Below are 24,120 nucleotides of genomic sequence, written 5' to 3' on the forward strand. Positions count from 1 at the left end.
CGCGGCGTGTCCCGTGTCACACGGAGGAGAGAATCGCGGGCGCCAGGCCTGGATGCTTGGCTGCGGCATGGTTCTGGTTGCGGAAGCGAAGCTCGCCTTCCACCACCGCCTCCGGCGACCCGAACATCTCGAAGCGCGAGGTGCAGGACACCGCCACGACCCGGCGCGCCGGCGGGGTCGTGAGGAAGCGGCGCACCGCGCCTTCCAGCTCCAACTGCTCGCCGCGCAGCGCGCGCCAGTCCAGCCGGTCGAGGTCGTCGAGGAAGACCGCCAGGATGCCCGGATGCTGTCCGGTCAGGCGCGTCTCGGCGGCCAGCGCGGCACGGCGGCACACCGCGGCGGCGATCGCATTCTCCCGGCCCGCCCGCGCCGCCATGGCGAAGACGCTGCCGCTGCCCGGCTGGGTGGTCACGGCCAGATGGGCTTCCGGCCCGAACTGTGCGCGCAGGCGGGCCGGCAGGCCGCCGCCGGCCCGGTCCTGCGCCTGGGCGCCGGCCAGCATCAGAGGGTCGAGCTTGAGCACCGCCTGGGCGCCGCTGTCCTGGCGCTTCTCGGCGACCAGCATGGCGCTGATCCGCTGCTGCAACTCGGCCAGCTGGTCGGGGCCGGAGATGCCGTCCGGCAGCGTCATCTTCAGCAGATACCGGCCGGGATGGGCGGCCAGCCAGGTCTGCAATTCAGGGTTGATCGCATCAACCAGCGCCCACCAGTCGCCGCGGTTGACCGGACGGCCTTCCTCGGCCGAGACGCTCTCGCACACCACCTCGGCGGTCGCGCCACCGCGTTCGGCCAGCAGGTCGTAGGGAGCCTCGTCGGCCAGCCCGTCGAAGCGGACGGTGAAGCCGCGTGCCCGCAGCAGCGACGCGGTGCGCAGCAGGTGGAAGAAGGGGATCAGCGTGGCGGGACCGGTCAGGCCCTGCATGATGCAATCCTGCAGCCGGGCGCGGCCGGCCGGTGGCAGGCCGGCGGCCAGCGCCACGGCATCCTGCGCCAGGGCGCAGAAGCGGCGTTCCGCCAGGCCGGCCTTGGCCATTGCCCGAGGATCCGACAGGCGCGACAGCGCCAGTTCCAGCCCATGCCGCTGCTGCGCGGCGCGGCCGCTGAGAGAGCCGGGCTGCATGCGCAGGCCGAGTTCCGCCACGCGCGATTGCCAGGGGCCCTCGCCGCACAGGGCGAAGAAGGCATCCAGCGGCGGGTGGTCGGACCGGGGATCGGCGAAGGGCATGGCTGCGTCTCACACTCCGCGTGCGGTTCACCTTTCCCGACCTTCTTGACGGGCGTCAAGGGCACGTCGTTAGCCGGAACACTCGACTTCAGCATACGTTGTCGTGGTGCGGCCGCCCGGCCGCTGGGGATAGGGCGTTTCATGGCGGGTATGACGGCGCTGTTGCGGGTGGGAGAGCCCGGCGGCCTGGCGGCGCGGTGGAACTTCCCGGCCGCCGCCGGCAGCCTAGCCGCCGCGCCGGCCGGCATCGGCGATCCGGTGAGCGTAACCTACAGCTTCATGCAGGCGTTGCCGGGCTACGAACAGGCGGCCGACCATCCCGGCTTCCTTGCCTTCGATCCGGCCATGCAGGCCGCCACGGCGGAGGCGCTGGCCGCCTGGGCCGAGGTCTGCGGCATCGACTTCGCCGCGGTCGCCGATGCGGGGGAGGGCGGGGCGATCCGCTTCGGCCGCAGCGACATGGGCTATGGCGGCTTCACCTGGTTCCCTGACCATGCCTATGCGGTCGATGCCGATGGCCGAATCGTCGCCCCGGCCCCCTATGCGCGCGGCGGCGATGTCTGGCTCTCGACCGATGCCGGGCTCGATGCGCAGGCAGCAGGTGGCTATGGCCGCTACGCCCTGACGCATGAGATCGGCCACGCGATCGGCCTGAAGCATCCCTTCGAGGGCGCCGACACGCTGCCGGCCGGGGAAGCCACCATGGCGTACAGCATCCTGGCCTATGCCTCGCCGGCCAATGCCGGCGTGGTGACGGTGACGGGCACGCCGGAGGCCTATCAGTGGACCGTCGCCAGCCTCTACCCCGCCAGCCCGATGACGATCGACATCGCCGCGGCGCAGTATCTCTATGGTCCCAACCTGACGACTCGTGCCGGCGACAGCCACTATGCCTGGGCGCCGGGGGCGCGCTTCCTGCAGACGATCTGGGATGCCGGCGGCACCGATGCGATCGATGCCGGCAACCAGCCGCTGGCCTGCATCATCGACCTGAACGAGGGGCATGCCAGCAGCATCGGCATCCGTGCGACCGAGGCGGCGCGGCGGGCCGAACTGCCCGACTGGGCGGAGGCGGCGCCGACGCCGAGCTATGACGGGCGCGACAACCTCTGGATCGCCTGGGGCGTGACGATCGAGGGCGCGATCGGCGGCGCCGGCGACGACCTGCTGGTCGGCAACGCCGTCGACAACGGCCTGACCGGGGGGGCAGGCAACGACATCCTGGTCGGCGGTGCCGGCTGGGACACCGCGGTGCTGCCGGGGATGCGGACGGAGACGCTGCTGCTGCCCCAGGCGAATGGGGGCTGGTGCGCCTTCGGCCCGGGTGGCGACGACGTGCTGCTGCAGGTCGAGGCCGTGCTGTTCGACGACGGCGCGGTGGCGATCGCGCCGCCCGACTGGGTGGCGTGACGCACCCGAAGGGTCAGGCCGGATCCGCGGCGTGGACCTGATGCACCTCGACGATATTGCCTTCGGGATCGTGGAAGAAGACCTGCTCCCAGCCGTTCATGGCCCAGGTCCCGTAATCCGAGAAGGGAATGCCGCGCTCTGTCAGGCGCCGCTTGAAGGCTGCGATGTCGTCGGTACGGAATGCGATATGGCCGCGCTCGAGCGGGTTGATCGCGTTCCCCGTACGGAATCCGACCCCAAGGTCCCGCTCCGCCAGGTGCAGTTGCGTCGTGCCGTCAGTGACAAACGCGACATTGCCGGCATAGCCGGAGGTGGAGACCCGGGCGGTCGCAAGGGAGGGCTCCGGTCCGAGGTCGAGCACGGAGCGGTAAAACTCCTCCATCGCCGGTACCTGGGTGGAGCAGAAATTCACATGATGCAGCTTGATCTTCATCGGCGTTCTCCTCCGCGCCGGATCGGCGGTTCCGCCCCGGAGCCTGCCGGGCGGAGCGCCTCCCGACCCGGCTGAGCTTAGCGGGCCTGGTCGCCGGCCGGCCAGCAATCCGCACGGCCGCCCGAGGCGCCTTCAGTTCCGCGGCAGCCGCGCCGTGCCCGGCGCATCCGGGTTCTGCGCCCGGTGCCGTAGCAGGTGGTCGGCGAGCACCAGGGCCACCATCGCCTCCCCCACCGGCACGGCACGGATGCCGACGCAGGGGTCGTGCCGGCCCTTGGTTAGCACCTCCACCTCCTGCCCGAAGCGGTCCACCGAGCGGCGGGGCGTGAGGATGGAGGAGGTGGGCTTCACCGCGAAGCGGGCCACCACCGGCTGACCGGTCGAGATCCCGCCGAGGATGCCGCCGGCGTGGTTGTCGCCGAAGACCACCCGGCCATCGGGGCCCATGCGCATCTCGTCGGCATTGGCCTCCCCGGTCAGGGTGGCGGCGGCGAAGCCCTCGCCGATCTCGACGCCCTTGACCGCATTGATGCCCATCAGCGCCGCGGCGATCTCGGCATCGAGCTTGCCGTAGATCGGCGCGCCGAGGCCGGGCGGGATGCCCTCGGCCACCACCTCGATGATCGCACCCAGCGAGGAGCCGGATTTGCGCGCCTCGGTCAGCATGGCTTCCCAGCGGAGGGCAGCGGCGCGGTCGGGGCAGAAGAAGGCGTTGTCGTCCACCGCCGCCCAGTCCCAGGCGGCGCGGTCGATGCGGTCGGGACCCATCTGCACCAGGGCGCCGCGGACCGTCACCTCGGGCCCGAGGACCTTGCGGGCGACGGCACCGGCGGCGACCCGCATCGCGGTCTCCCGCGCGCTGGACCGGCCGCCGCCGCGGTAGTCGCGGATGCCGTATTTCAGGTCGTAGGTCAGGTCCGCGTGGCCGGGGCGGTAGCGGTCCCTGATCTCGCCGTAATCCTTGCTGCGCTGGTCGGTGTTCTCGATCACCAGGGCGATCGGGGTGCCGGTGGTGACGCCCTCGAAGGTGCCGGACAGGATGCGGACCTCGTCGGCTTCTTGCCGTTGCGTCACGAATTTGGACTGGCCGGGGCGGCGGCGGTCGAGGAAGGGCTGGATGTCTGCCTCGGTCAGCGCCAGCCGGGGCGGGCAGCCATCGACGACGCAACCGATGGCCTGGCCATGCGACTCGCCCCAGGTGGTGACGCGGAAGAGGTGGCCGAAACTGTTATGGGACATGGTGGGGCCTCAGCCTGCGCGGCGCTCAGACCGTGCTGATATCCGGCGCGTCCACTGCCTTCATCCCCACCACGTGGAAGCCGCTGTCCACATGGTGCACCTCCCCGGTCACGCCCGCCGAGAGGTCACTCAGCAGATAAAGGCCCGCCCCGCCGACCTCCTCGATGGTCACGTTGCGCTTCAGCGGCGCGTTGTACTGGTTCCACTTGAGGATGTAGCGGAAGTCGCCGATGCCGCTGGCCGCGAGTGTCCGGATCGGCCCGGCCGAGATCGCATTGACCCGGATGCCGATGCCACCGAGATCGACCGCGAGGTAGCGGACGCTGGCTTCCAGCGCCGCCTTGGCGACACCCATCACGTTGTAATGAGGCGTGACGCGCTCCGCGCCGAGGTAGCTCATGGTCAGCAGCGACCCGCCCGGCTTCATCAGCGGCACCGCCCGCTGGCAGACCGAGACGAAGGAATAGGCCGAGATGTCGAGTGCCTGCAGGAAGGCCTCGCGCGGCGTGTCGAGGTAGCGGCCGCGCAGATATTCCTTGTTGGCGAAGCCGATGGCATGGACCAGGAAGTCCATCCCACCCCAGGCTTCCTTCACCGCGGCGAAGGCGGCATCGACGCTGGCATCGTCGGTCACGTCGCAGGGCAGCACCAGGGTCGAGCCCAGGCTTTCGGCGAGCGGGCGGACCCGCTTCTCCAGTGCCTCGCCCTGGTAGGTGAAGGCGACCTCCGCACCCTGTGCCGCCAGGGCCCGGGCGATGCCCCAGGCGATGGAGCGGTCATTGGCGACGCCCATGATGAGGCCCCGCTTTCCGGCCATCAACGTGCCGGTGGGGGCTTCGGCGAGGGGCGCGTCTGACATGCGGAGGAGTGACCAGCTTGTTGCGGATGGGCAGGCGTGGTGGCACACCCCCGAACGCCGGGCAAGGGATTCCGGCCGCACGCTTCGTGACCCGGAGTTACCGCCATGCCCAGCAGCACCCTCGACCCGATCGCCCATTTCGAGTCGTGGATGGCGGAGGCGACGCGATCCGAGCCGAACGACCCGAACGCCGTCTGCCTGGCGACCGCCACGCCGGAGGGGCGGCCTTCCGCCCGCATGGTGCTGCTGAAGGGCGTCGATCCGAAAGGGTTCGTCTTCTACACCAACCTCGAAAGCCGCAAGGGCGGCGAGCTCGCGGGCAATCCCTTCGCCGCGCTCTGCTTCCACTGGAAGTCGCTGCAGCGCAGCGTCCGGGTGGAGGGGCCGGTCGAGCCGGTCTCGGCGGCGGAGGCGGATGACTATTATGCCTCCCGCGCGCGGGGATCGCGGATCGGAGCCTGGGCAAGCCGGCAGTCCCGGCCGCTGGAGGGGCGCTACGCGTTGGAGAAGGCGGTGGCGGAATACACCATGAAATTCGGCATCGGCGAGATTCCCCGGCCGGAATTCTGGTCCGGCTTCCGGGTGCTGCCGGAACGCATCGAATTCTGGCGCGACATGCCCTTCCGCCTGCACGAGCGGCAGGTGTTCCATAAGGATGGTACGGGCTGGCGGATCGAAGCGCTGTATCCGTGACCGTCCCGCCGGGGCAGGCCGAGGTCGCGGCGCTGCTCCAGCGCCTGGCGGGCGTGCCGCCGGTGGAGACGCATATCTCCGCCGTCTTCGTCGGACCCGATGCGGTCTGGAAGCTGAAGAAGGCGGTCGCCCTCGGTTTCCTCGACTTCTCGGCACTCGCCGCGCGGGAGCATTTCCTGCGCCGCGAATTGGCGCTCAACCAGCCGGTGGCACCGGCGCTCTACCGCGACGTGGTGCCGGTCGTGCGCACGTCGGAAGGCGGCCTGGCGCTGGGTGGGGCGGGCACGCCGGTGGATTGGGTGCTGCGCATGGCGCCGGTGCCGGCCGGCGACTTCCTCGATGCCGTCGCCGCCCGGGGCGGGCTGGACGACCGGCTGCTGGACGCCATCGCCGACGCCGCCTTCGCCCTGCATGCCGTGCTGCCGCCGGTGCCGGGGGTGGATGTGCCGGCGGCGCTGCACCGGGTTCTGGAGGGCAATGCCGCCGCCGCGCTGGCCGCCGGCCTGCCCGCGCCGCGGGTCGGCGCCCTGGCCGCGGCGACGCGCGGCTGGATCGCCCGGCTCGCCCCCATCCTGGCGGCGCGGGCCGCGGCCGGCCGGGTGCGGCGCTGCCATGGCGACCTGCACCTGGGCAACCTTTGCCTGCTGGAGGGGCGCGTCACGCCCTTCGACGCGCTGGAATTCGACGAGGCGCTGGCCACCGTCGATACCGGTTACGACCTGGCCTTCCTGCTGATGGACCTCGACCACCGGGTCGGCCGGGCGGCGGCGAACCGAGTGCTGAACCGCTACGTGGCGCGCGGCGGCGATGCCGGGCTGGTCGCCGGCCTGCCGCTCTGGCTCTCCCTGCGGGCGATGATCCGGGCGCATGTGCTGGCCAAGGCGAAGGGCGCGGCACAGGGCCAACCCTATCTCGACCGGGCCGAGGCGATGCTGGCGCCGCCGCCGGCACGGCTGGTGGCGGTGGGCGGGCTGCAGGGCACCGGCAAGTCGCGCCTGGCCCGCGCCCTGGCGCCGGCGATGGGGGCGGCACCCGGCGCGCTGGTGCTGCGCAGCGACGAGATCAGGAAACGTTTGGCCGGGCTGGCGCCCGAGGAACGGCTGCCGCCGGCGGCCTATACGCCGGAGGCCAGCGCTGCGGTCCTCGCCGCGCTCATCGATTCGGCCGCCACGGCACTGCGCGGCGGCCATGCCGTGATCGCCGACGCCGCCTTCCTGCGCCCGGCGGAACGTGCGGCGATCGAGGCGGCGCGCGGCGCGGCGCCATTCCAGGGCTTCTGGCTGGAGGCGCCGCTGGACGTGCTGCGTGCCCGGGTCACGGCGCGGCGCGGCGACGCGTCCGATGCCGATGCGGCGGTGCTGGACGCCGCCGCGGCGCGCGACCCCGGCCCGATCGGCTGGCTGCGGCTGGATGCCGCCGGGGACCCGAATCCGGCGGCGCGAATCGCACTGGGCTTGAACCCGGACGATCCGTGATAGACATGTCTGAAATGCGCCTTTGGGGAGATGCGCCATGGCCTACAGACGCCTGCTTCTGCCGCTGACCGGCACCGCTGCCGGGGAAGCCGCGCTTGCCACCGCGCTGGGCGTGGCGCGCATCTGGAACGCCCACGTCCACTGCCTGCATGTGCGGGTGGATGCGCGGGACGTGGCGCCGCTGGCCGGCGAGGGCCTGTCGGGCGCCATGATCGAGGAGATGATGGCGGCGACCGAGCGCGAGAGCGGCGAGCGCGCCAACCGCGTCCGCGCGCTGTTCGAGCGCTTCACCGGCCATGCCGGCGGCGTCGCCCTGGCCAACAGCGCCGAGACCGCGCTGAAGACCGACGGGCCGACCCTGTCCTTCGAGTCCATCGCCGGGCGGGAGGAGGACGTCGTGGCGCAACAGTCGCGCCTCTACGACATGGCGGTGGTGCCGCATCCGGAGGCGGACGAGGATGTCTCGTCCTCCGACGCGCTGCATGCCGTGCTGTTCGATTCCGGCCGGCCGGTGCTCATCGCCCCGCGCGAGGCGCCGGCGACCATCGGCACGCGGGTGTGCTGCGCCTGGAACGGCTCGGCCGAGAGCGCCGCCGCGGTCGCCGCGGCGCTACCCTGGCTGCACCGGGCCAATGCGGTGCAGTTGCTCTACGCCGACGAATATCAGCGGCGCGGGCCGACGGTGGAGGGCATCCGCAGCTACCTGCGCTGGCACGAGATCGAGGCCGAGCCGAAGCTGTTCAAGCCGCAGACCAAGGATGTCGGCGCCGGGCTGCTGGGTGCCGCGCGCGACTTCCGCGCCGATCTGCTGTGCATGGGGGCCTACAGCCATTCGCGGCTGCGGCAGCTGATCCTGGGCGGGGTGACGCGGCATATCCTGGAGAACAGCGACATGCCGGTGCTGATGTGCCGTTGAGGCCGCGCCATAGGCGTCCCTGATGATGGCGATCACCGCCGCCCCATGGCGGCGGCGGTCGGGCTGGACCATCTTCCGGCTCAACGGACGACAAACCCGTCCGGCATGAGGAACTGATGATCGATGTCCGCCCTTTCGGCACGCTCGGTGGTGCCAACCACGGCTGGTTGAAGGCCAAGCACCATTTCTCCTTCGCCAGCTACCATGACGACGCAAGGATGAACTGGGGGCGCCTCCGTGTCTGGAACGACGACGAGATCGCCGCCGGCACCGGGTTCGACCCGCATCCGCACCGCGACATGGAGATCATCACCTATGTCCGGGACGGCGCCATCACGCACAAGGACAGCCTGGGCAATATCGGCCGGACCGAAGCGGGCGACGTGCAGATCATGTCCGCCGGCACCGGGGTGGTGCACAGCGAGTACAACCTGGAGTCCGAGACGACCCGGATCTTCCAGATCTGGATCATCCCCGACCGCCGCGGCGCCAAGCCGAACTGGGGCGCCAAGGAATTCCCGAAGGCGACCCGCGAGGCCGGCTTCGAGGTGCTGGCCAGCGGCCGGCCGCAGGACGAGGCGAGCGGCGCGCTGCCGCTGAACGTCAACGGCGCGGTGCTCGCCGCCACGCTGAAGGCCGGCCAGACCCTGCGCCAGCCATTGGCCGAGGGCCGCGCCGCCTATCTGGTGCCGGCCAAGGGTGCGGTCACGGTGAACGGCCGGGCGCTCTGCGCCCGCGACGGCGCCGGCATCGTCGACGAGCCGGTGATCGAGATCACCGCCTCCGAGGATGCCGAGCTGGTGCTGGTCGAGGTCGCCAAGGAATAGCGGGGAGGGGGCGGGCGACCGCCCCCTTTCGCTGGCCGCGCTTTGGCGCGAACCTGCCTCCCAACACGACACGGGAGGACACCATGCCGAAGATCCAGGCCGAGAGGCTGCGCGTGCTGGGCCGCGCGCTGCTGGTGGCGAATGGCGTGCCGGAATCCGAGGCCGCCACGGTCGCGCGGCACGTGGTCAACGCCAACCTGGCCGGCCACGACAGCCACGGCATGATCATGCTGCCGAACTACATAGAGCGGGTGAAGGCCGGGCACATCGTCCCCGGCGCGCCCTTCACCATCGTCCAGGAAAGCCCGACCACCACCGTCGTCGACGGCAATTGGGGCTTCGGCTACGTCATCAACGAACAGGCGATGGCGCTGACCATCGAGAAGGCCGAGACCAACAACATCGCCGCCACCACGGTGTTCCGCCAGGGCCATGTCGGCCGCCTGGCGAGCTACCCGCTGATGGCGGCCCGCGCCGGGATGATCGGCATGGCCTGGGCCGACAGCGGACGGTCCCCCAAGGGCGTCGCCCCCTTCGGCGGGCGGGAGCCGCGGCTCGGCACCAACCCTTGGGCGATCGCCGTGCCGTCCGACCTCGACGGGCCCTTCTGCATGGACTTCGCCACCTCCGCCGTCGCCATGGGCAAGATCAAGCTGGCCGAGGCGCGCGGCCAGGAGATCCCGCTCGGCTGGGTCGTGGACAAGGACGGCGACCTGACCACCGACCCGGCGAAGATCAAGGGCGGCGCGCTGATGCCGCTTGGCGGGTCGGAGGGCTACAAGGGCACCGCCTTGGCCGCGATGGGCGAGATCTTCTGCGGCATCCTGACGGGCCTGGGCTTCGGCGTGGAGCCCACGGGCCGTCACAACGACGGCTGCTTCCTGATCGCCATCAAGGTCGAGGCCTTCCGGCCGCTGCTGACCTTCCGGAAGGATGTGGCGGAGTTTGCCCACTACCTGAAGGACACGCCCCCGGCCAAGGGCAGCCAGGGCGTGCTCTATCCGGGCGAGGTCGAGCACCGCGCCGAGCAGGCGCGCGGCACGGCGGGGATCGAGATCGAGGATGCCACCTGGCAGAAGCTCGGCGCGCTCGCCGTGGCGGGCGGAGTGCCGATGCCAGCCTAGGCAAGGCTGGCGAGGGGAAATATTTTCTCCCCTCGACCCGCGCGGCAGAGGCCAACTCGGAAGAATAGATGAGGGGTCCGGGGAGAATACTTTCTTTCCAGTCTTTCTACCCTGCCTTCCGCGGCAGCGCGGCGATCGCCCCGGCGAAGGCCCGCAGCGTCTGCTCCAGGTCTTCCGCGGTATGCGCCAGCGAGATGTAGTACTTGCTGTCGCCTTTCAGGATGCCGGCCGCCCGCAACTGGGTGTTGAAATGCTTCTGCAGTCCGGCATCGGCCCGCAGCGTGCTGCGGTAGTCGCGCACCTCCTCGGCGCTGAAGACCACATCGAACAGGGGTGGCTCGCCCACCACCTGGGCCGGCAGCCCGGCCTTCTTCAGCATTGCGTCGATGCCGTCCATCAGTGTCCGGCCAGTGGCGAAGACCTGTTCGTAGGCGCCGGGACGGCGCAGCACCCCCAGCGTCGCCAGGCCGGCGACCGCGGCGACCGGGTTGCCCGACAGCGTCCCCACCTGCATCAGGAAGCCGTCCTCGCCGACGATCCCCTTGTCGAAATGCGCCATGATGTCGGACCGGCCGGCGATCGCCGCCAGCGGGAAGCCGCCGCCGATGATCTTCCCGAGCGTGCAGAGGTCGGGCGTCACGCCATAGTAGGACTGCGCGCCGCCATAGGCGAAGCGGAAGCCGGTGACGACCTCGTCGAAGATCAGCGGGATGCCGTATTGCGCGGTGATGTCGCGGATGCCCTGCAGGAAGCCGGGCGCCGGCGGGATCAGCCGCTGGAAGGGCTCGAGGATCACCCCGCCGAGCTCGTCGTGATGGGCCGCGATCAGGGCGCGGGCGGCGTCGAGGTCGTTGAAGGGGGCGACCAGCACCTCCTCCCGCGCGCTTTTCGGGATGCCGGCCGAATCGGGGACGGCGACGGGGAAGTTGGCCAGCCGCCTGGGCGCCAGGCTCATCAATCCCCAGTCGGACATGCCGTGGTAGCCGCCCTCGAATTTCAGGATGCGGTCGCGGCCGCGGAAGGCGCGGGCCACGCGCATCGCATACATGTCGGCCTCGGAGCCGCTGCTGACGAAGCGCACCTGCTCGGCGCAGGGCATGGCGTCGACGATCACCTCGGCCAGGCGGATGCCGTGCTCGTTGTTGGCGAAGAAGGTGGTGCCGCGCGGCACCTGGGCCAGCACCGCCTCGGTCACCTCCGGATGCGCATGGCCGATGAACATCGGGCCGGAGCCGAGCAGGTAGTCCACGTACTCGTTGCCGGAGACATCCCAGACCCGGCCGCCGCGGCCTTCCCGGATGACGATGTCCGAGGCGAAATTGCCGAAGCCGCCGGCCGGCAGCACCCGGTGCGCCGTCCGCACCAGCGCCTGTTCGTCCAGGCTGCGCGTGATCCCGTCCATCGGCCCCACCCCGTTGCTGCGTCGGCTGCAGGCTAGAACAGGTTCATGCGGCCGTCATACCCGGTGCGGGTCGTCCCGCGGCAGGATGTCGCGGATGTAGTCGCGGCCCTTCCATTCCGGCGGCAGCTGGCTGCCGTCCGGCCGCGGCAGGTAGGCCGAGGGCGCATCGCCGCCGAGGTCCGGAACGTAGCGCGGGCAATTCGGGAAGATGTCGGTGACCGCCACCCGCACCAGGCGGCGCGCGCCGGGGATGGCGGCGATCCGTGCCGGGTCATCGACCAGGCTGGCCTGGCCGCGCAGGCGGACTCGCAGGGATTTCCCATCGAAGGCGATGAACAGCATGCCGACCGAAGGGCTGCACAGGATGTTGCCCAGCGAGAGATACATCGAATTGCCGTCGTAGTCCGGCCATTCCAGCTCGGCCGGGCCGGTGATGCGGACGAAGCCGGGTGGGCCGCCCTTGAAGCTGCAATCGACCGCGCCCTTCGCCGCGGTGGCCAGGAAAAAGAAGGGTGCCGCCTCGATCAGCCCCACATGGGCCGGCTCGAAGGTCGCGGCCCGGCGGCGCGCCTCCAGCGTGTCGGCGACGCGGCGGCCGTCATGGCGGTCCTGCAAGGCGCGGTTGCCGGCATGGAACAGGCGCGAGGGGTCTGGGCTGGGCATAAGGCATCTCCTCCGGTGCGGCATCCTGCGCCGGCGCGGGTCAGGCCAGCAATTCGCCGCGCAGGAAGGCCGCCGCCTCGGGTGCCCTGGATCCGGCGAAGAAATCCGCGGCCGGCGCGCGGTCCAGCAGCCGGCCCCGATGCAGGAAGGCGACCTCCCCGGCCAGCCGCCGTGCCTGGGCGAGGTCATGCGTGGTCATGACGATCTTGCAACCGCGTGCGGCGATGCCGGCGATCGCCGCCTCCACCGCCCGGGTCGCCGCCGGGTCCAGGCTGGCGCAGGGCTCGTCGAGGAACAGCACCTCCGGCGCCAGGGCGGCGGCGCGGGCCAGGGCCAGGCGCTGCTGCTCGCCGCCCGAGAGCCGCCGCGCCGGCCGCCCGGCCAGCGCCGCCAGCCCGGCCTCCGCCAGCGCCGCCTCGGCCCGCGCCCGCCTTGCCGCCCGCGGCAGCCCGGCCAGGGCCAGCGGATACTCCAGGTTTGCCAGCACGCTCCGCCGCAGCATCACCGGGCGCTGGAAGACCATGGCGTCGTGCCGCCCGCCCGCCCCCGCCCAGCGGATCCGGCCGGAGGTCGGCGCCAGCAGCCCGTGCAGCAAGCGCAGCAGGACGGACTTGCCAGCGCCGTTCGGGCCGATGACCAGCAGCGGCGGCCCGGCCTCGATCGCCAGCGAGACGTCGCACAGGATCGCCACCCCACCGGCGGCATAGCCCAGCCGCTCGGCCAGCAGGGGCAGGGCGGCATCCGGTGCCCGCATCAGTGGCCCGCCCGGGCGGCGCCGTCGCGCAGCGCCTGGGCGGCGACATTCACCGCCAGCACCATCGCCATCAGGATGCCGCCCAGCGCCAGGGCCAGCGGCAGGTCGCCCTTGCTGGTCTCCAGCGCGATGGCGGTGGTCATCACCCGGGTGAAGCCCTCGATGTTGCCGCCGACCACCATCACCGCGCCGACCTCGGCGCTGGCCCGGCCGAAGCCGGCCAGCAGCACGGTCAGCAGGGCGAAGCGGCCGTCCCACAGCAAGGTGGGCACCGCCCGCCAGGGCCCGGCGCCGAAGGAGCGCAGCTGCTCGGCGTAATCCTCCCACAGGGTCTCCATCGCCTGGCGCGACAGGGCGGCCAGGATCGGCGCGATCAGCAGGGTCTGGGCGATCACCATGGCCCAGGGGGTGAACAGCAGGCCGAGCCCGCCGAGCGGCCCGCTGCGCGACAGCGCCAGGTAGATCAGCAGCCCCGCCACCACCGGCGGCAGGCCCATCAGCGCGTTCAACCCGACGATGATCGCCCGCCGCCCGGGAAAGCGCGCCACCGCCAGCAGGGCGCCGAGCGGCAGGCCGACCAGCGCGGCGCAGAGCGTCGCGGCCAGGCTGATGCGCAGGGACAGGCCGACGATCCGCAGCACCGTCGGGTCGCCCGTGGCGACCAGGTGCAGCGCGGTGGCAAGGGCGGCGCCCAGATCGGTCAACGGAATCCTCGTGGCAGGCCATGCCGTGGGGCGCAGCTTGGCCCCGATATGCCGCAACCTGCCGCCTGGTTGCCCATGGGCAAGCGCACCGGTGACGAAATTGCATCGCGGCACGCAGATTTCCACGATGGGCTGGCGCGCGAAGCAGGAAGCCTTATGCTAGATGCTTGGCGAATGCCATTCGCTGTCCAAGGGGGCAGATGAAGGCAGGCCGTGTCCTGGTGCCGGAGTTCCGGTACCGGGCGTGGCCAGTGGAGCACCGAAGAGTCCGAGCGATGGCCAAAAACGAAAGCTGGCGCCCCCGTAAGCCCCGCAAGCGCGGGTTTGACGACGATACCCCCGAGTTTGGCGGTGGTGGTGGTGGCTGGGGAGCCCCACCCTCTTTCCCGATCCCGAGCGGCCCCCCGGCCTCTCGTGGTCCCTCGGTCTTTGCCACGGGTCCCGAGGTCGAGGCCACGGTCAAGTGGTTCAACCCGGAGAAGGGCTTCGGCTTCGTGGAGCTCGGCAACGGCTCCGGCGACGCCTTCCTGCATGTCTCCGTGCTGCAGCGCTCGGGCAGCGAGGCGGTGAACCCCGGCGCCGGCCTGAAGGTCCGCGTCGGACCCGGGCAGAAAGGCCAGCAGGTCACTGAGGTGGTCGAGATCACCAGCCCCGGTGAGCCTGGCGGCGGCGGTCCCGGCGCGGGTGCCGGCGGCCCGCGTGGCGGCTTCGGCGACCGGCCCCCGCGTCCGGCGGGCGGCTTCGGCGACCGGCCGCCGCGGGCTGGCGGCTTCGGTGCCGGTGGCGGCGGCTTCGCCCCCGCCGGCCCGGCCGAGGAGATGCGCGGCACCGTGAAGTGGTACAGCGCGGAGAAGGGCTTCGGCTTCGTCTCCCCGGACGGCGGCGGGCGCGATGTCTTCGTGCATGCCACGGCGCTGGAACGCAGCGGCGTGCCGCCCCTGGCCGAAGGCCAGGCGGTGGTCATGCAGGTCGTGCAGGGCAAGAAGGGCCCGGAGGCCTCGACCCTCACCCGCGGCTGAGCGGGCGAGGACAAGGCTGATAGGGAAGGGGCGGCGCCCAGGCGCCGCCCGAGGGCTTTCACGCCCTTGGGGGGAAACACGCATGCTGCTGCGCCGGGAACGGGCGATGACCGCGGTGGCGATCATGCTGGACGTGGCCTTCCATGCCGGCCGCAGCGAGGCGGTCAGCGCCGCCGACATCGCCGAACGGCTTGGCCAAGCGCGCCGGGGCATCGAACCCGTGCTGCAGGCGCTGTCGCGCGCCGGGCTGCTCGACAGCATCCGCGGGCCTAAGGGCGGCTACCGGCTGGGCCGGCCGCCGCGCGACCTGCGGGTGGCGGAGATCGTCTCCACCGCGCTGGACGAGGATGCCGGGGCCGAAGTGCCCGCCGGGCGGCTGCAGGCGGCAGTGGTGCAGCCGCTCTGGACCGAGATGGAGGCGCTGTGCCGCGACCACCTCTCGCGTCTCACGGTGGCCGACCTGATCAAGCGCGCCGCCGCGGCCGGCGTGAAGCGGCCGACGGTGGAGCCGTTGAATTTCGTCATCTGACATGGCGCGCTAGGCTGCGCCCCTGCACCCAGGGGAGAACGCCATGGCCCGCGTCCGCGACATCGACAGCGCCGAATTGCCGCCTGAGCTGGCGGAGATCTACGAGCGCTTCGCCGGCAGCTACGGACCCTTCCGCAACCAGGTCGCGGTCTTCGCCCATGTGCCGGCGGCGCTGCGGCACCTCTTCCCCATGCTGATGGAATTGCGCGCGGCGGCGACCCTGCCGAAGCGGGCGCTGGAGATCGCCATCGTCGTGGTCTCCAACCTCAACGCCTGCCATTACTGCGTAGCGCACCACAAGCCGTTCCTGGAGGTCGAGGGCATCTCCTCGGCCGGCATCGACCGCATCATGGACTGGCAGGACCACCCGGAACTGGATGCGACGGACAAGCTGGTGGTGCAGTACGCCATCGCCGCCTGGGAGACGCCGAACCGCATCCCGCAGCCCTTGTTCCGCGCGGTGCGGGAGGTGTTCTCGGAGGCGCAGGTGGTCGAGCTGACGCTGCGGATCACGCTGTGCGGGTTCTTCAACCGGTTCAACGATGCCTTGCAGATCGAGGAAGAACAGTAAGGAAGGTTGGGGAGAAAAAAGCATGTCCTCTCCAACCTTCCTTTGCTTTATGCGAGTCGGGAGCTGCCGCGCAGCGAGTGCCTAGCTTACAAAAACAGAGGAGGGTCCAGGGAGGATACTTCCTCCCTGGCCTTCAGTTGGCGTCGCGCATCGCCCGCCACACGCTCTCCGCCGTCGCCGGCATCTGCAAGGCCGTCACGCCCAGCGGCCGCAGCGCGTCCAGCACCGCGTGCATGACGGTCTGCGGCGCGCCGATCGCGCCGGCCTGGCCCACCCCCTTGACGCCGAGCGGGTTGGACTGGGTCGGCGCCTCGCCGAAGGTGATGGCCAGGTCCGGCAGGTCGGCGGCGCGCGGCAGGGCGTAGTCCATGAAGGACGCGCTCAGCAGCTGCCCCGTCTCCGGGTCGTAGGCGATGCGTTCCTGCAGGGCTTGGCCGATCCCCTGCGCCAGGCCGCCCTGCACCTGCCCACGGGTCAGCATCGGGTTCACCAGCGCGCCGTAGTCGTCGACCGCCTGGTAACGCGCCAGCGTCACCGCACCGGTCTCGCGGTCGATCTCCACCTCGGCGCAATGCGCACCGGACGGGAAGGTGACGAGCTCCGAGAGGTTCATCGCCTCGGCATCCAGGCCGAGCTCCATCCCCTCCGGCACGTCCTCCGGGTCGCGCGAGGCCTCGACCAGCGCATCCAGGGTGAAGGCCTGGCCGGTGGCGGTGCAGGTGAAGCAGCCCTCGGCGAACTCCACCGATTCCGGCGCGACCTGCAGCAGGTGGCCGGCGAGACGACGGGCCTTCTCGATCACCTTGTCCATCGCCAGGACCAGCGCCGTGGCGCCGACATGCAGGGACCGCGCGCCGCCATGGCCATTGCCGAAGGCGACCAGGTCGGTATCGGCCTGGACCAGGCGGAAGCGGGACTCCTCCAGCCCCAGCCAGGCCGAGGCGATCTGGGCGAAGCTGGTCTCCAACCCCTGGCCGTTGCTCTGCGTGCCGATGGCCAGGTCGACCATGCCGTCGGCCGCAAAGCGCACCGCCGCCCATTCCCGCGGCGCGCCGCGGGACGTTTCCAGGAAGCAGGCGACCCCTTGGCCGCGCAGCATGCCGCGCGCTTCGCTCTCGGCCCGCCGCGCGGCGAAGCCCTCGCGGTCCAGCAGCGCCTCCAGGTCGCCGAGGTTGTCGCGGAAGCGGCCGGTATCCATCAGCATCCCCGTCGCACTCCGGTAGGGGAAGGCGGCGATGGCGTTGCGCCGGCGGATCTCGACGGCATCGATCCCGGTGGCGCGGGCGGCGGCCTCGACCAGGCGCTCGGTCAGGTAGTTCGCCTCCGGCTTGCCGGCGCCGCGATAGGCATCCACGGGCAGTGAATTGGTGAAGGCGCCCTCGACCTCGAGCAGGATGGCGGGGATGGCATAGACGCCGCCGATCGCGGTCGAGACCGAGTTGGTCGGCACCGCCGGGCCGAAGGCCGAGCAATAGGCGCCCATGTCGCCCGCCATTTGCGCATGCAGCGCGAGGAACCGGCCCTCGGCATCGAGCGCCAGCCGCGCCTTGCCCTGGAAGTCGCGGGCATGCACGGCGCCCTGGAATTCCTCCGTATGCTCGGCGATCCAGGCGACGGGGTGGCCGAGCCGGCGCGCCGCGGCGAGCAGGGCGACATGTTCGGGGAAGAGGAAGTTCTTCATGCCGAAGCCGCCGCCGACATCGGGGCAGCGCAGGTGGAAGGCGGCCTCGTCCAGGCCGAAGACGGTGGCCAATTGCGCGCGGATGCCGTGCACGCCCATGCCGGAGAAGAGCAGGTCGAATCGGCTGCCGTCCCAGGATGCCACCGCCCCGCGCGGCTCGATCGGCGCGGCATGGACGCGGTGGTTGACCAGGTCGAGCTCGACGACGCGGGCGGCGGCGGCGAAGCCGGCCTGCATCGCCGCGCGGTCGCCGCGTTCGAAGCGGAAGGCGCGGTTGCCGGGCGCCTCCGGCCAGAGCTGCGGCGCGCCGGGGGCCAGCGCGGCGCGGCTGTCGACCACCGCGGGCAGCGGGTCGTAATCGACCAGGATCGCCTCGGCCGCGTCGCGCGCCTGGGCCGGCGTGGCGGCGACGACGAAGGCGACCGGCTCGCCGACATGCTTCACCTCGTCGCGCGCCAACGCCGGCCGATCCGGGATGATCAGCGGGCCGATGGTCGCCACCACGGCGGGGCAGGGCAGCGGGCCGATGCCCTCGTCCGCCAGGTCGGCGCCGGTCAGCACCAGAGCGACGCCCGGCAGGGCACGGGCCGCGGCGGCATCGACCGCCGTGATCCGCGCATGCGCATGCGGCGAGCGCAGCACCGCGCCATGCAGCGCGCCTGAGGGGATCAGGTCCGCGACATAACGGCCCTCGCCGAGGAGGAAGCGCGCATCTTCGATGCGGCGGCGGTTCTCGCCGATCATGCCGGGCCGCCGGGGCTGGGATGTCGCATCACTCGCTCCTGCACTGTCGGCGGCGAGTGTAGCGAGCCTCCCCTACCCCTTGGCCAGTCGCTTGGCGACGAATTCCAGCCGGTCCTGGCCCCAGAAGATGTCCTCGCCGATGACATAGCTCGGCGCGCCGAAGACGCCGCGGGCCAGGGCGGCGGCGGTGTCGGCCTCGCGCATTGCCGCCCAGCGCGGGTCGTCGCCCAAGCCCAGCACGGCCTTGGGATCGAGGCCGCATTCACCGATCAGCCCGGCCAGCACGTCGCGGTCGGCGGGGTTCAGCTCGTCCTCCCAGACCGCCTTCAGCACCCGGTGGGCGAGCCGGATGGCCGGGGCGTCGCCCTGGGTCTCGCGCAGGCCGATGACGCAGGCGCTGCTCAGCGCCTCCGAGCTGGGGAAGAATTTCGGGTGGGTCTTGATCGAGATACCGGTCGCCTCCCGCCAGCGGGCCAGCTCCTGCAGCCGGTAGGCCTGGCGCTGCGGGCTGCGCTTGGGCAACGGCAGCCCGCCGGAGCCGGCGAAGATGGTGCCGAAATCCACCGGGAAGATGCGCATGCTGGCGCCGTGCTGCGCCGCCAGCGCCTCGATCCGCGCCGCGCCCAGATGGGTCCAGGGCGAGTTCAGCGAGGCGTAGTAGTCGATGTGCAGGGCCATCTCAGCGTCCTTGTGTCAGTGGTGCACCGGTGGCGGCCTGGGCCGCCTCGAAGCTGATCCCGGGCGCCAGTTCGCGCACCGCGAAGCCCTCGCCGGTCGGCGCGAACAGGCCGTAATTCGTGGCGACGAGCGTCACCACCCCGCGCGCCGTCACCGGCAGCGCGCAATGCGGCACCAGCCGCGGCTCGCCCTTGCGGGTGGTATGTTCCAGGATGATGAAGACCCGCTTCGCGCAGGCGGCGAGGTCCATTGCCCCGCCGATGCCGCCGCCCTTGGCCCGCCCCACCTTCCAATTGGCGAAGTCGCCGCCCGCCGAGACCTCGTAGGCGCCCATCACCGTCACGTCGATCCGGCCGCTGCGGATGATGCCGAAGCTGTCGGCATGGTGGACGATGGCGGCCCCCGGCCGTAGCGAGACATTCTGCCCGCCGGCATTGACCAGGTGCAGGTCCTCCGCGCCCGCCGGCAGCACCGGGCCGTAGCCGATCACGCCGTTCTCGGCGTGATAGAGGATGTCGCGGTCGCCAATGTCGGTGTTGCTGCAGAGCGTCGGGATGCCGACGCCGAGGTTGACGATCCAGCCGTCCTGGAATTCTTGGGCGAGGCGATCGGCCATCTGCTGGCGATCCCAGCCCTTCGCGTCCGTGCCGCTCATTTCGCGCGCTCCTGCCGGCGGACCGTCCACAACCCCTCTGGCGCCGGCGGCACCTGCACCAGGCGTTGCACGAAGATGCCGGAGAGATGGATCTGGTCGGGGTCGAGCGCGCCGGCCGGCAGGATCGGCTCCTCCACCTCGACGATCGTGAGCTTCGCCGCCATCCCCATCAGCGGGCAGAAATTGCGCTGGGCCAAGCGGAATTGCAGGTTGCCGGCGGTATCGGCCCGCCAGGCGCGGATGAAGGCGACGTCGCAGGGCAGCGCATGTTCCAGCAGATACTCGCGGCCGTCGATGATGCGGGTCTCGCGCCCCTCGGCCAATTCCGTGCCGACCGCGGTCGGGGTGTAGAAAGCGGGAATGCCAGCGCCGGCGGCGCGCAGCCGCTCGGCCAGCGTCCCCTGCGGCACCAATTCGGCCTCGACCTCGCCGGCCTCGTAGTACCTGGTGAAGGGCAGCACGTCGGTCGGGCGGGTGGCGGCAGTGAAGCTGCAGATCACCTTGGCCACCTGCCCGGCCTCGACCAGCATGCCGATATCGGGCAACCGCGGCTGGTGCGCCCCGCCGGTGGTGTTGGCGATGCAGGTCAGCCGCTTCGCGCCCTGCGCCAGCAGCGCCTTCGTCAGGTTGTAGGGCGTGCCCGGCCCGGCGAAGCCGCCGATGGCGACCACCGCGCCATCCGGGATATCCGCCACCGCGGCGGCGAAACTTGCCACCACCTTGCCTGGTCGCGCCATGCGCTGCCCTCCCCCGATCGTCTTGGCGGGAAGCTTAGGCCGCGATCGCCCGGGGTGGAAACATCGGCAATCGCCGGCGCGATGGCGATTGCATTCCGGAACAGGCAAATGCCCGCGCTTTGGGCAGTCGTCGGCCGCTTCCTGCAACCCTCATGCCCAGGATCATCATGCCGCGCATGGCGCCGGTTTTGCTGTAAACCGGGCCGACTCATCGCAGGCTCACCGATCATGCCGCTCCACGTCGCCTTGAACCACCGGACCAGCTACCGCTACGACCGGGCCATACAGCTCGGCCCGCAGACGATCCGGCTGCGACCGGCGCCGCATGCCCGCACGCCCATCGTCAGCTACGCGCTGAAGATCGAGCCCAAGCCGCATTTCCTCAACTGGATGCAGGACCCGCAGGGCAACCACCTGGCCCGCGTTGTCTTCCCCGACCGCGTCACGCATTTCAGCGTGGAAGTGGACCTCGTCGCCGACATGGCGACGATCAACCCCTTCGATTTCTTCCTCGAGCCCGAGGCCGAGACCTACCCCTTCACCTACGACGCGGTGCTCGAGCAGGAGCTCGCCCCCTTCCGCCGGCTGGAGGAGCCCGGGCCGCTGCTCAAGCAATTTCTCGCCGAGATCCCGCGCGAGGAGAAGCGCACCATCGACATGCTTGTCGACCTGAACCGCCGGGTCCAGGAGCGCACCGCCTATGTCGTGCGCATGGAGCCCGGCGTCTGGACGCCTGAGGAGACGCTGGGCAATGCCAAGGGCTCCTGCCGCGACAGCGCCTGGCTGCTGGTGCAGGCGCTGCGGCATCTCGGCCTCGCCGCGCGCTTCGTCTCCGGCTACCTGATCCAGCTGGTCGCCGACCAGAAGGTGCTGGTCGGCCCGTCCGGCCCGACCGAGGACTTCACCGACCTGCACGCCTGGGCCGAGGTCTACCTGCCGGGCGCCGGCTGGGTCGGGCTCGACGCAACCTCGGGCCTGATGACCGGGGAGGGCCATATTGCGCTCGCGGCGACGCCGGAACCGGCCTCGGCCGCGGCGATCAGCGGCATGGCGGAGAAGGCCGAGACCGAATTCGACTTCGCCATGGGCGTCACCCGGGTGCGCGAGACGCCGCGGGTCACCAAGCCCTACACGGACAAGCAGTGGCAGGGGATCCTGGCCGGCGGCCGGGCGGTGGATGCGGCGCTCGCGGCCGGCGACGTGCGGCTGACCATGGGCGGCGAGCCGACCTTCATCGCCACCGACGACATGGACGCGCCGGAATGGAACACCGCGGCGCTGGGGCCCACCAAGCGCCGCTATGCCGGCCGCCTGCTGCGCCGGCTGGTGCCGCTGTGGTCGCCCGGTGCGGCGCTGCAATACGCCATGGGCAAGCACTATCCCGGTGAGCAGCTGCCGCGCTGGGCGCTGTACTCGCACTGGCGGAAGGATGGCGTGCCGGTCTGGAACGACCCGGCGCTGCTGGCCTCCGACGACGACACCGACGACGCGACGGCGGCGGACGCCGACCGCTTCGCCCGCATCCTGGCCGAGCGGCTGCAGCTCGACCCCGGCCTGGTCACCCCGGCCCATGAGGACATCCACTATTTTCTCTGGCGCGAGAAGCGGCTGCCGGCGAACGTCATCGTCGAGGACGCGAAACTCAAGGACCCGCTGGAACGGGCGCGACTGGCCAAGGTCTTCGGCCAGGGGCTGACCGCGCAGGTCGGCTCGGTGCTGCCGATCCGCCGGGTGATTGAGGATGGCGCGCGGCGCTGGCAGTCCGGCCGCTGGTTCTTCCGCGGCGACCACATGTTCCTGGTGCCCGGCGACAGCCCGGTCGGCTTCCGCCTGCCGCTGGAGAGCCTGCCCTGGATGTCGGAGGAGGACGCGGCGCGGATCTTCGAGAGCGATGCCGATCCCTTCGCCCCGGTCGGCCCGCTGCCGCCGCGCCAGGCCTTCGAGCGCCAGGGCTTCGAGCGGGTCGGCGCGGCTGCCGGCGGCGGCCCGGCCGGGATGACGCCCAATGCCTGGCGGCTGGTGCCGCAGCAGGACCCGCGCGCCGCGCGCCCCGGTGCCCCGGGTGGTGGCGATGGTGGCGGCCGCGGCGATGGGCATGGCCCCGGCATGGGCGCCGAGGGCTTCCGCCCGGTGCCGCAGGACCTGCCGGTGGTCGGCCGCTCCGACCCCGGCGTGGTCCGCACCGCGATGGCGGTCGAGGCGCGCGGCGGGCTGATCCATGTCTTCTTCCCGCCGCTGCATGCCGCCGAGGACTGGCTGGACCTGGCCGCGGCGATCGAGGCCACCGCCACCGAGCTGGGCCGCAAGGTGGTGCTGGAAGGCTATCTGCCGCCGCGCGACGAGCGGCTGCTCAACTTCTCCGTCACCCCCGATCCGGGCGTAATCGAGGTGAACATCCACCCCGCCACCGCCTGGCCGGAGATGATCGAGCGCACCGAGCAGTTGTACGAGGAGGCCCGGCAGACCGGGCTCTCGGCCGAGAAGTTCATGCTCGACGGCCGCCATGTCGGCACGGGGGGCGGCAACCACGTGGTCATGGGCGCGGCCAGCCCGAAGGACAGCCCCTTCCTGCGCCGGCCCGACCTGCTGAAGTCGATGCTCGGTTTCTGGCACAACCACCCGAGCCTGTCCTACCTGTTCAGCGGACTGTTCATCGGCCCGACCAGCCAGCATCCTCGCGTCGACGAGGCGCGGCAGGACAGCCTGGCCGAGCTCGAGATCGCCTTCTCCCGCATCACGGCGGGGGAGGAGATGCCGCCCTGGATGGTTGACCGGCTGTTCCGCAACATCCTGGCCGACATGACCGGCAATACCCATCGAACCGAGTTCTGCATCGACAAGATGTACGCGCCGGAGAGCAGCACCGGCCGGCTCGGCCTGGTCGAGTACCGCGCGTTGGAGATGCCGCCCCATCCGCAGATGGCGGCGGCGCAGATGCTGCTGATGCGCAGCGCCGTTGCCGCCTTCTGGAAGACCCCCTACGACCGCCGCCTGGTCCGCTGGGGGACGCGGCTGCACGACGAGTTCATGCTGCCGCACTACGTGGCGCAGGATTTCGGCGACGTGCTGCGGGAGCTGGGCGATCTCGGCTTCCCGCTGGAGGCCGAGTGGTTCGCGCCGCACCTCGAATTCCGCTTCCCGCTGGTCGGCGAGGTGACGCTGCGCGGCGCCAAGGTCGAGCTCCGCCATGCGCTGGAACCCTGGCACGTGCTGGGCGAGGAGCCCGGCAGCGGCGGCGCGGTGCGCTACGTCGACAGCAGCACGGAACGGCTGCAGGCCAAGGTCGCCGGCTGGGTCGAGGAACGCTACGCGCTGGCCTGCAACGGCCACGAGGTGCCGCTGACCCGGACCGAGACCGAAGGCGAATACGTCGCCGGCATCCGCTTCAAGGCCTGGGACCCGCCGAGCGCGCTGCACCCGACCCTCAAGGCGCAGACGCCGCTGACCTTCGACGTCTACGACCGCTGGACCGGGCGGAGTCTCGGCGGGCTGACCCATCATGTCTCCCACCCCGGCGGCCTCAGCTACGAGACGCTTCCGGTCAATGCCAACGAGGCCGAGGCGCGGCGCCGGGTGCGGTTCCAGCCCTTCGGCCATACGCCGGGGCCGATGCCGGCGCCGCGGCCGCTGCCGGCCAAGGAGTCGCCGCGCTCGCTCGACCTGCGGCGCGCGGGGTGACCCTGGCGGAATGGCCGCGTGCGGAGGGCCGCGGTCCGGCCTGCCGGGCGGCACTACGCGCCTGGTTTGCGCCATCTGGGCTGCGTGTCGATGCGCAGCCCCCT

General features: G+C 71.3%; 22 protein-coding genes. 10 read left to right on the forward strand and 12 right to left on the reverse strand.

The window, feature by feature from the left end; genetic code table 11:
- Positions 1-16: 16 nt before the first annotated feature.
- Positions 17-1,225: a hypothetical protein gene (locus ACFQS7_RS17060; RefSeq protein ID WP_380068305.1), complete on the reverse strand. Its 1,209-nt coding sequence runs from the start codon at positions 1,223-1,225 to the stop codon at positions 17-19.
- A 141-nt stretch (positions 1,226-1,366) separates the two neighbouring features.
- Between ACFQS7_RS17060 and ACFQS7_RS17065 the strand changes: the two genes are divergently transcribed.
- Positions 1,367-2,635, forward strand: a complete 1,269-nt coding sequence (locus tag ACFQS7_RS17065; protein WP_380068306.1) for a M10 family metallopeptidase C-terminal domain-containing protein — start codon at positions 1,367-1,369, stop codon at positions 2,633-2,635.
- A gap of 13 nt (positions 2,636-2,648) precedes the next feature.
- Here the strand turns inward: ACFQS7_RS17065 and ACFQS7_RS17070 are convergent, their stop codons facing one another.
- The 3 genes from ACFQS7_RS17070 to fabI all read right to left on the reverse strand — a co-directional run bounded on the left by ACFQS7_RS17070 (position 2,649) and on the right by fabI (position 5,166).
- Entirely contained in the window at positions 2,649-3,068 is a 420-nt protein-coding gene (locus ACFQS7_RS17070) for a VOC family protein (RefSeq protein ID WP_380068307.1), read from the reverse strand.
- 132 nt (positions 3,069-3,200) lie between these two features.
- Positions 3,201-4,307: a chorismate synthase gene (gene aroC / locus ACFQS7_RS17075; protein ID WP_380068308.1), complete on the reverse strand. Its 1,107-nt coding sequence runs from the start codon at positions 4,305-4,307 to the stop codon at positions 3,201-3,203.
- 25 nt (positions 4,308-4,332) lie between these two features.
- The gene (fabI, locus tag ACFQS7_RS17080; protein WP_380068309.1) at positions 4,333-5,166 is read right to left on the reverse strand and encodes an enoyl-ACP reductase FabI; all 834 of its coding nucleotides are present in this window, start codon (positions 5,164-5,166) and stop codon (positions 4,333-4,335) included.
- Positions 5,167-5,271: 105 nt separating this feature from the next.
- Here fabI and pdxH point away from each other — a divergent pair, with 105 nt between their 5' ends.
- The 5 genes from pdxH (at position 5,272) to ACFQS7_RS17105 (ending at position 10,201) form a co-directional block, all read left to right on the forward strand.
- Positions 5,272-5,859 (forward strand): pyridoxamine 5'-phosphate oxidase, encoded by a 588-nt coding sequence (gene pdxH, locus ACFQS7_RS17085; protein WP_380068310.1) that lies wholly within the window; start codon positions 5,272-5,274, stop codon positions 5,857-5,859.
- Positions 5,856-7,334: an AAA family ATPase gene (locus tag ACFQS7_RS17090; protein WP_380068311.1), complete on the forward strand. Its 1,479-nt coding sequence runs from the start codon at positions 5,856-5,858 to the stop codon at positions 7,332-7,334. Before pdxH ends, ACFQS7_RS17090 begins: the two co-directional genes overlap by 4 nt.
- Positions 7,335-7,371: 37 nt before the next feature.
- Positions 7,372-8,250, forward strand: coding sequence for a universal stress protein (locus ACFQS7_RS17095; RefSeq protein ID WP_380068312.1), 879 nt, complete (start codon positions 7,372-7,374; stop codon positions 8,248-8,250).
- A 116-nt stretch (positions 8,251-8,366) separates the two neighbouring features.
- Positions 8,367-9,077 carry a pirin family protein gene (locus tag ACFQS7_RS17100; RefSeq protein WP_380068313.1) on the forward strand — a complete coding sequence of 237 codons (711 nt, stop codon included), beginning with the start codon at positions 8,367-8,369 and terminating at the stop codon, positions 9,075-9,077.
- Between the two features lie 83 nt (positions 9,078-9,160).
- Positions 9,161-10,201, forward strand: coding sequence for an Ldh family oxidoreductase (locus tag ACFQS7_RS17105; RefSeq protein WP_380068314.1), 1,041 nt, complete (start codon positions 9,161-9,163; stop codon positions 10,199-10,201).
- Positions 10,202-10,307: 106 nt separating this feature from the next.
- On the opposite strand, the gene ACFQS7_RS17110 is transcribed toward ACFQS7_RS17105, so the two are convergent.
- Genes ACFQS7_RS17110 through ACFQS7_RS17125 form a run of 4 tightly spaced genes read right to left on the reverse strand, consistent with a single transcriptional unit; the run spans position 10,308 to position 13,724 of the window.
- Positions 10,308-11,603 carry an aspartate aminotransferase family protein gene (locus ACFQS7_RS17110; protein WP_380068315.1) on the reverse strand — a complete coding sequence of 432 codons (1,296 nt, stop codon included), beginning with the start codon at positions 11,601-11,603 and terminating at the stop codon, positions 10,308-10,310.
- Positions 11,604-11,657: 54 nt separating this feature from the next.
- A complete protein-coding gene (locus tag ACFQS7_RS17115; protein WP_380068316.1) occupies positions 11,658-12,266 on the reverse strand; it encodes a pyridoxamine 5'-phosphate oxidase family protein in 609 nt (202 codons plus the stop codon).
- A 40-nt stretch (positions 12,267-12,306) separates the two neighbouring features.
- On the reverse strand, positions 12,307-13,020 hold the full coding sequence (locus ACFQS7_RS17120; protein WP_380068317.1) for an ATP-binding cassette domain-containing protein: 714 nt from the start codon (positions 13,018-13,020) through the stop codon (positions 12,307-12,309).
- A complete protein-coding gene (locus ACFQS7_RS17125) occupies positions 13,020-13,724 on the reverse strand; it encodes an ABC transporter permease (protein WP_380068318.1) in 705 nt (234 codons plus the stop codon). The genes ACFQS7_RS17120 and ACFQS7_RS17125 overlap by 1 nt, the downstream gene beginning before the upstream one ends.
- Before the next feature lie 275 nt (positions 13,725-13,999).
- Between ACFQS7_RS17125 and ACFQS7_RS17130 the strand changes: the two genes are divergently transcribed.
- The 3 genes from ACFQS7_RS17130 (at position 14,000) to ACFQS7_RS17140 (ending at position 15,843) form a co-directional block, all read left to right on the forward strand.
- A complete protein-coding gene (locus tag ACFQS7_RS17130; RefSeq protein ID WP_380068319.1) occupies positions 14,000-14,743 on the forward strand; it encodes a cold-shock protein in 744 nt (247 codons plus the stop codon).
- An 82-nt stretch (positions 14,744-14,825) separates the two neighbouring features.
- Positions 14,826-15,272: an RrF2 family transcriptional regulator gene (locus ACFQS7_RS17135; protein ID WP_380068320.1), complete on the forward strand. Its 447-nt coding sequence runs from the start codon at positions 14,826-14,828 to the stop codon at positions 15,270-15,272.
- Positions 15,273-15,315: 43 nt separating this feature from the next.
- Positions 15,316-15,843, forward strand: coding sequence for a carboxymuconolactone decarboxylase family protein (locus tag ACFQS7_RS17140; RefSeq protein ID WP_380068321.1), 528 nt, complete (start codon positions 15,316-15,318; stop codon positions 15,841-15,843).
- Positions 15,844-15,976: 133 nt separating this feature from the next.
- Here the strand turns inward: ACFQS7_RS17140 and ACFQS7_RS17145 are convergent, their stop codons facing one another.
- From ACFQS7_RS17145 to ACFQS7_RS17160, 4 genes are all read right to left on the reverse strand, one after another.
- Positions 15,977-18,268 carry a xanthine dehydrogenase family protein molybdopterin-binding subunit gene (locus ACFQS7_RS17145; RefSeq protein ID WP_380068322.1) on the reverse strand — a complete coding sequence of 764 codons (2,292 nt, stop codon included), beginning with the start codon at positions 18,266-18,268 and terminating at the stop codon, positions 15,977-15,979.
- A 72-nt stretch (positions 18,269-18,340) separates the two neighbouring features.
- Positions 18,341-18,946: a 2-hydroxychromene-2-carboxylate isomerase gene (locus ACFQS7_RS17150; protein ID WP_380068323.1), complete on the reverse strand. Its 606-nt coding sequence runs from the start codon at positions 18,944-18,946 to the stop codon at positions 18,341-18,343.
- Position 18,947: 1 nt separating this feature from the next.
- On the reverse strand, positions 18,948-19,601 hold the full coding sequence (locus tag ACFQS7_RS17155; RefSeq protein ID WP_380068324.1) for a 3-oxoacid CoA-transferase subunit B: 654 nt from the start codon (positions 19,599-19,601) through the stop codon (positions 18,948-18,950).
- Entirely contained in the window at positions 19,598-20,338 is a 741-nt protein-coding gene (locus ACFQS7_RS17160) for a CoA transferase subunit A (RefSeq protein WP_380068325.1), read from the reverse strand. Before ACFQS7_RS17160 ends, ACFQS7_RS17155 begins: the two co-directional genes overlap by 4 nt.
- 228 nt (positions 20,339-20,566) lie before the next feature.
- Here ACFQS7_RS17160 and ACFQS7_RS17165 point away from each other — a divergent pair, with 228 nt between their 5' ends.
- The gene (locus tag ACFQS7_RS17165) at positions 20,567-24,016 is read left to right on the forward strand and encodes a DUF2126 domain-containing protein (protein WP_380068326.1); all 3,450 of its coding nucleotides are present in this window, start codon (positions 20,567-20,569) and stop codon (positions 24,014-24,016) included.
- Positions 24,017-24,120: the final 104 nt, after the last annotated feature.

Source organism: Dankookia sp. GCM10030260 (genome assembly GCF_042666655.1).
In the GTDB taxonomy this organism is placed as follows: domain Bacteria; phylum Pseudomonadota; class Alphaproteobacteria; order Acetobacterales; family Acetobacteraceae; genus Paracraurococcus.

What these genes read in the sequence shown, in the direction of transcription:
- pdxH (WP_380068310.1), top strand. Translation starts at nt 5,272, where the DNA reads ATGCCCAGCAGCACCCTCGACCCGATCGCCCATTTCGAGTCGTGGATG.
- ACFQS7_RS17065 (WP_380068306.1), top strand. Translation starts at nt 1,367, where the DNA reads ATGGCGGGTATGACGGCGCTGTTGCGGGTGGGAGAGCCCGGCGGCCTG.
- aroC (WP_380068308.1), bottom strand. Translation starts at nt 4,307, where the DNA reads ATGTCCCATAACAGTTTCGGCCACCTCTTCCGCGTCACCACCTGGGGC.
- ACFQS7_RS17070 (WP_380068307.1), bottom strand. Translation starts at nt 3,068, where the DNA reads ATGAAGATCAAGCTGCATCATGTGAATTTCTGCTCCACCCAGGTACCG.
- ACFQS7_RS17110 (WP_380068315.1), bottom strand. Translation starts at nt 11,603, where the DNA reads ATGGACGGGATCACGCGCAGCCTGGACGAACAGGCGCTGGTGCGGACG.
- ACFQS7_RS17120 (WP_380068317.1), bottom strand. Translation starts at nt 13,020, where the DNA reads ATGCGGGCACCGGATGCCGCCCTGCCCCTGCTGGCCGAGCGGCTGGGC.
- ACFQS7_RS17160 (WP_380068325.1), bottom strand. Translation starts at nt 20,338, where the DNA reads ATGGCGCGACCAGGCAAGGTGGTGGCAAGTTTCGCCGCCGCGGTGGCG.
- ACFQS7_RS17145 (WP_380068322.1), bottom strand. Translation starts at nt 18,268, where the DNA reads ATGATCGGCGAGAACCGCCGCCGCATCGAAGATGCGCGCTTCCTCCTC.
- ACFQS7_RS17135 (WP_380068320.1), top strand. Translation starts at nt 14,826, where the DNA reads ATGCTGCTGCGCCGGGAACGGGCGATGACCGCGGTGGCGATCATGCTG.
- ACFQS7_RS17140 (WP_380068321.1), top strand. Translation starts at nt 15,316, where the DNA reads ATGGCCCGCGTCCGCGACATCGACAGCGCCGAATTGCCGCCTGAGCTG.
- ACFQS7_RS17130 (WP_380068319.1), top strand. Translation starts at nt 14,000, where the DNA reads ATGGCCAAAAACGAAAGCTGGCGCCCCCGTAAGCCCCGCAAGCGCGGG.
- ACFQS7_RS17105 (WP_380068314.1), top strand. Translation starts at nt 9,161, where the DNA reads ATGCCGAAGATCCAGGCCGAGAGGCTGCGCGTGCTGGGCCGCGCGCTG.
- ACFQS7_RS17060 (WP_380068305.1), bottom strand. Translation starts at nt 1,225, where the DNA reads ATGCCCTTCGCCGATCCCCGGTCCGACCACCCGCCGCTGGATGCCTTC.
- ACFQS7_RS17150 (WP_380068323.1), bottom strand. Translation starts at nt 18,946, where the DNA reads ATGGCCCTGCACATCGACTACTACGCCTCGCTGAACTCGCCCTGGACC.
- ACFQS7_RS17100 (WP_380068313.1), top strand. Translation starts at nt 8,367, where the DNA reads ATGATCGATGTCCGCCCTTTCGGCACGCTCGGTGGTGCCAACCACGGC.
- ACFQS7_RS17165 (WP_380068326.1), top strand. Translation starts at nt 20,567, where the DNA reads ATGCCGCTCCACGTCGCCTTGAACCACCGGACCAGCTACCGCTACGAC.
- fabI (WP_380068309.1), bottom strand. Translation starts at nt 5,166, where the DNA reads ATGTCAGACGCGCCCCTCGCCGAAGCCCCCACCGGCACGTTGATGGCC.
- ACFQS7_RS17095 (WP_380068312.1), top strand. Translation starts at nt 7,372, where the DNA reads ATGGCCTACAGACGCCTGCTTCTGCCGCTGACCGGCACCGCTGCCGGG.
- ACFQS7_RS17115 (WP_380068316.1), bottom strand. Translation starts at nt 12,266, where the DNA reads ATGCCCAGCCCAGACCCCTCGCGCCTGTTCCATGCCGGCAACCGCGCC.
- ACFQS7_RS17155 (WP_380068324.1), bottom strand. Translation starts at nt 19,601, where the DNA reads ATGAGCGGCACGGACGCGAAGGGCTGGGATCGCCAGCAGATGGCCGAT.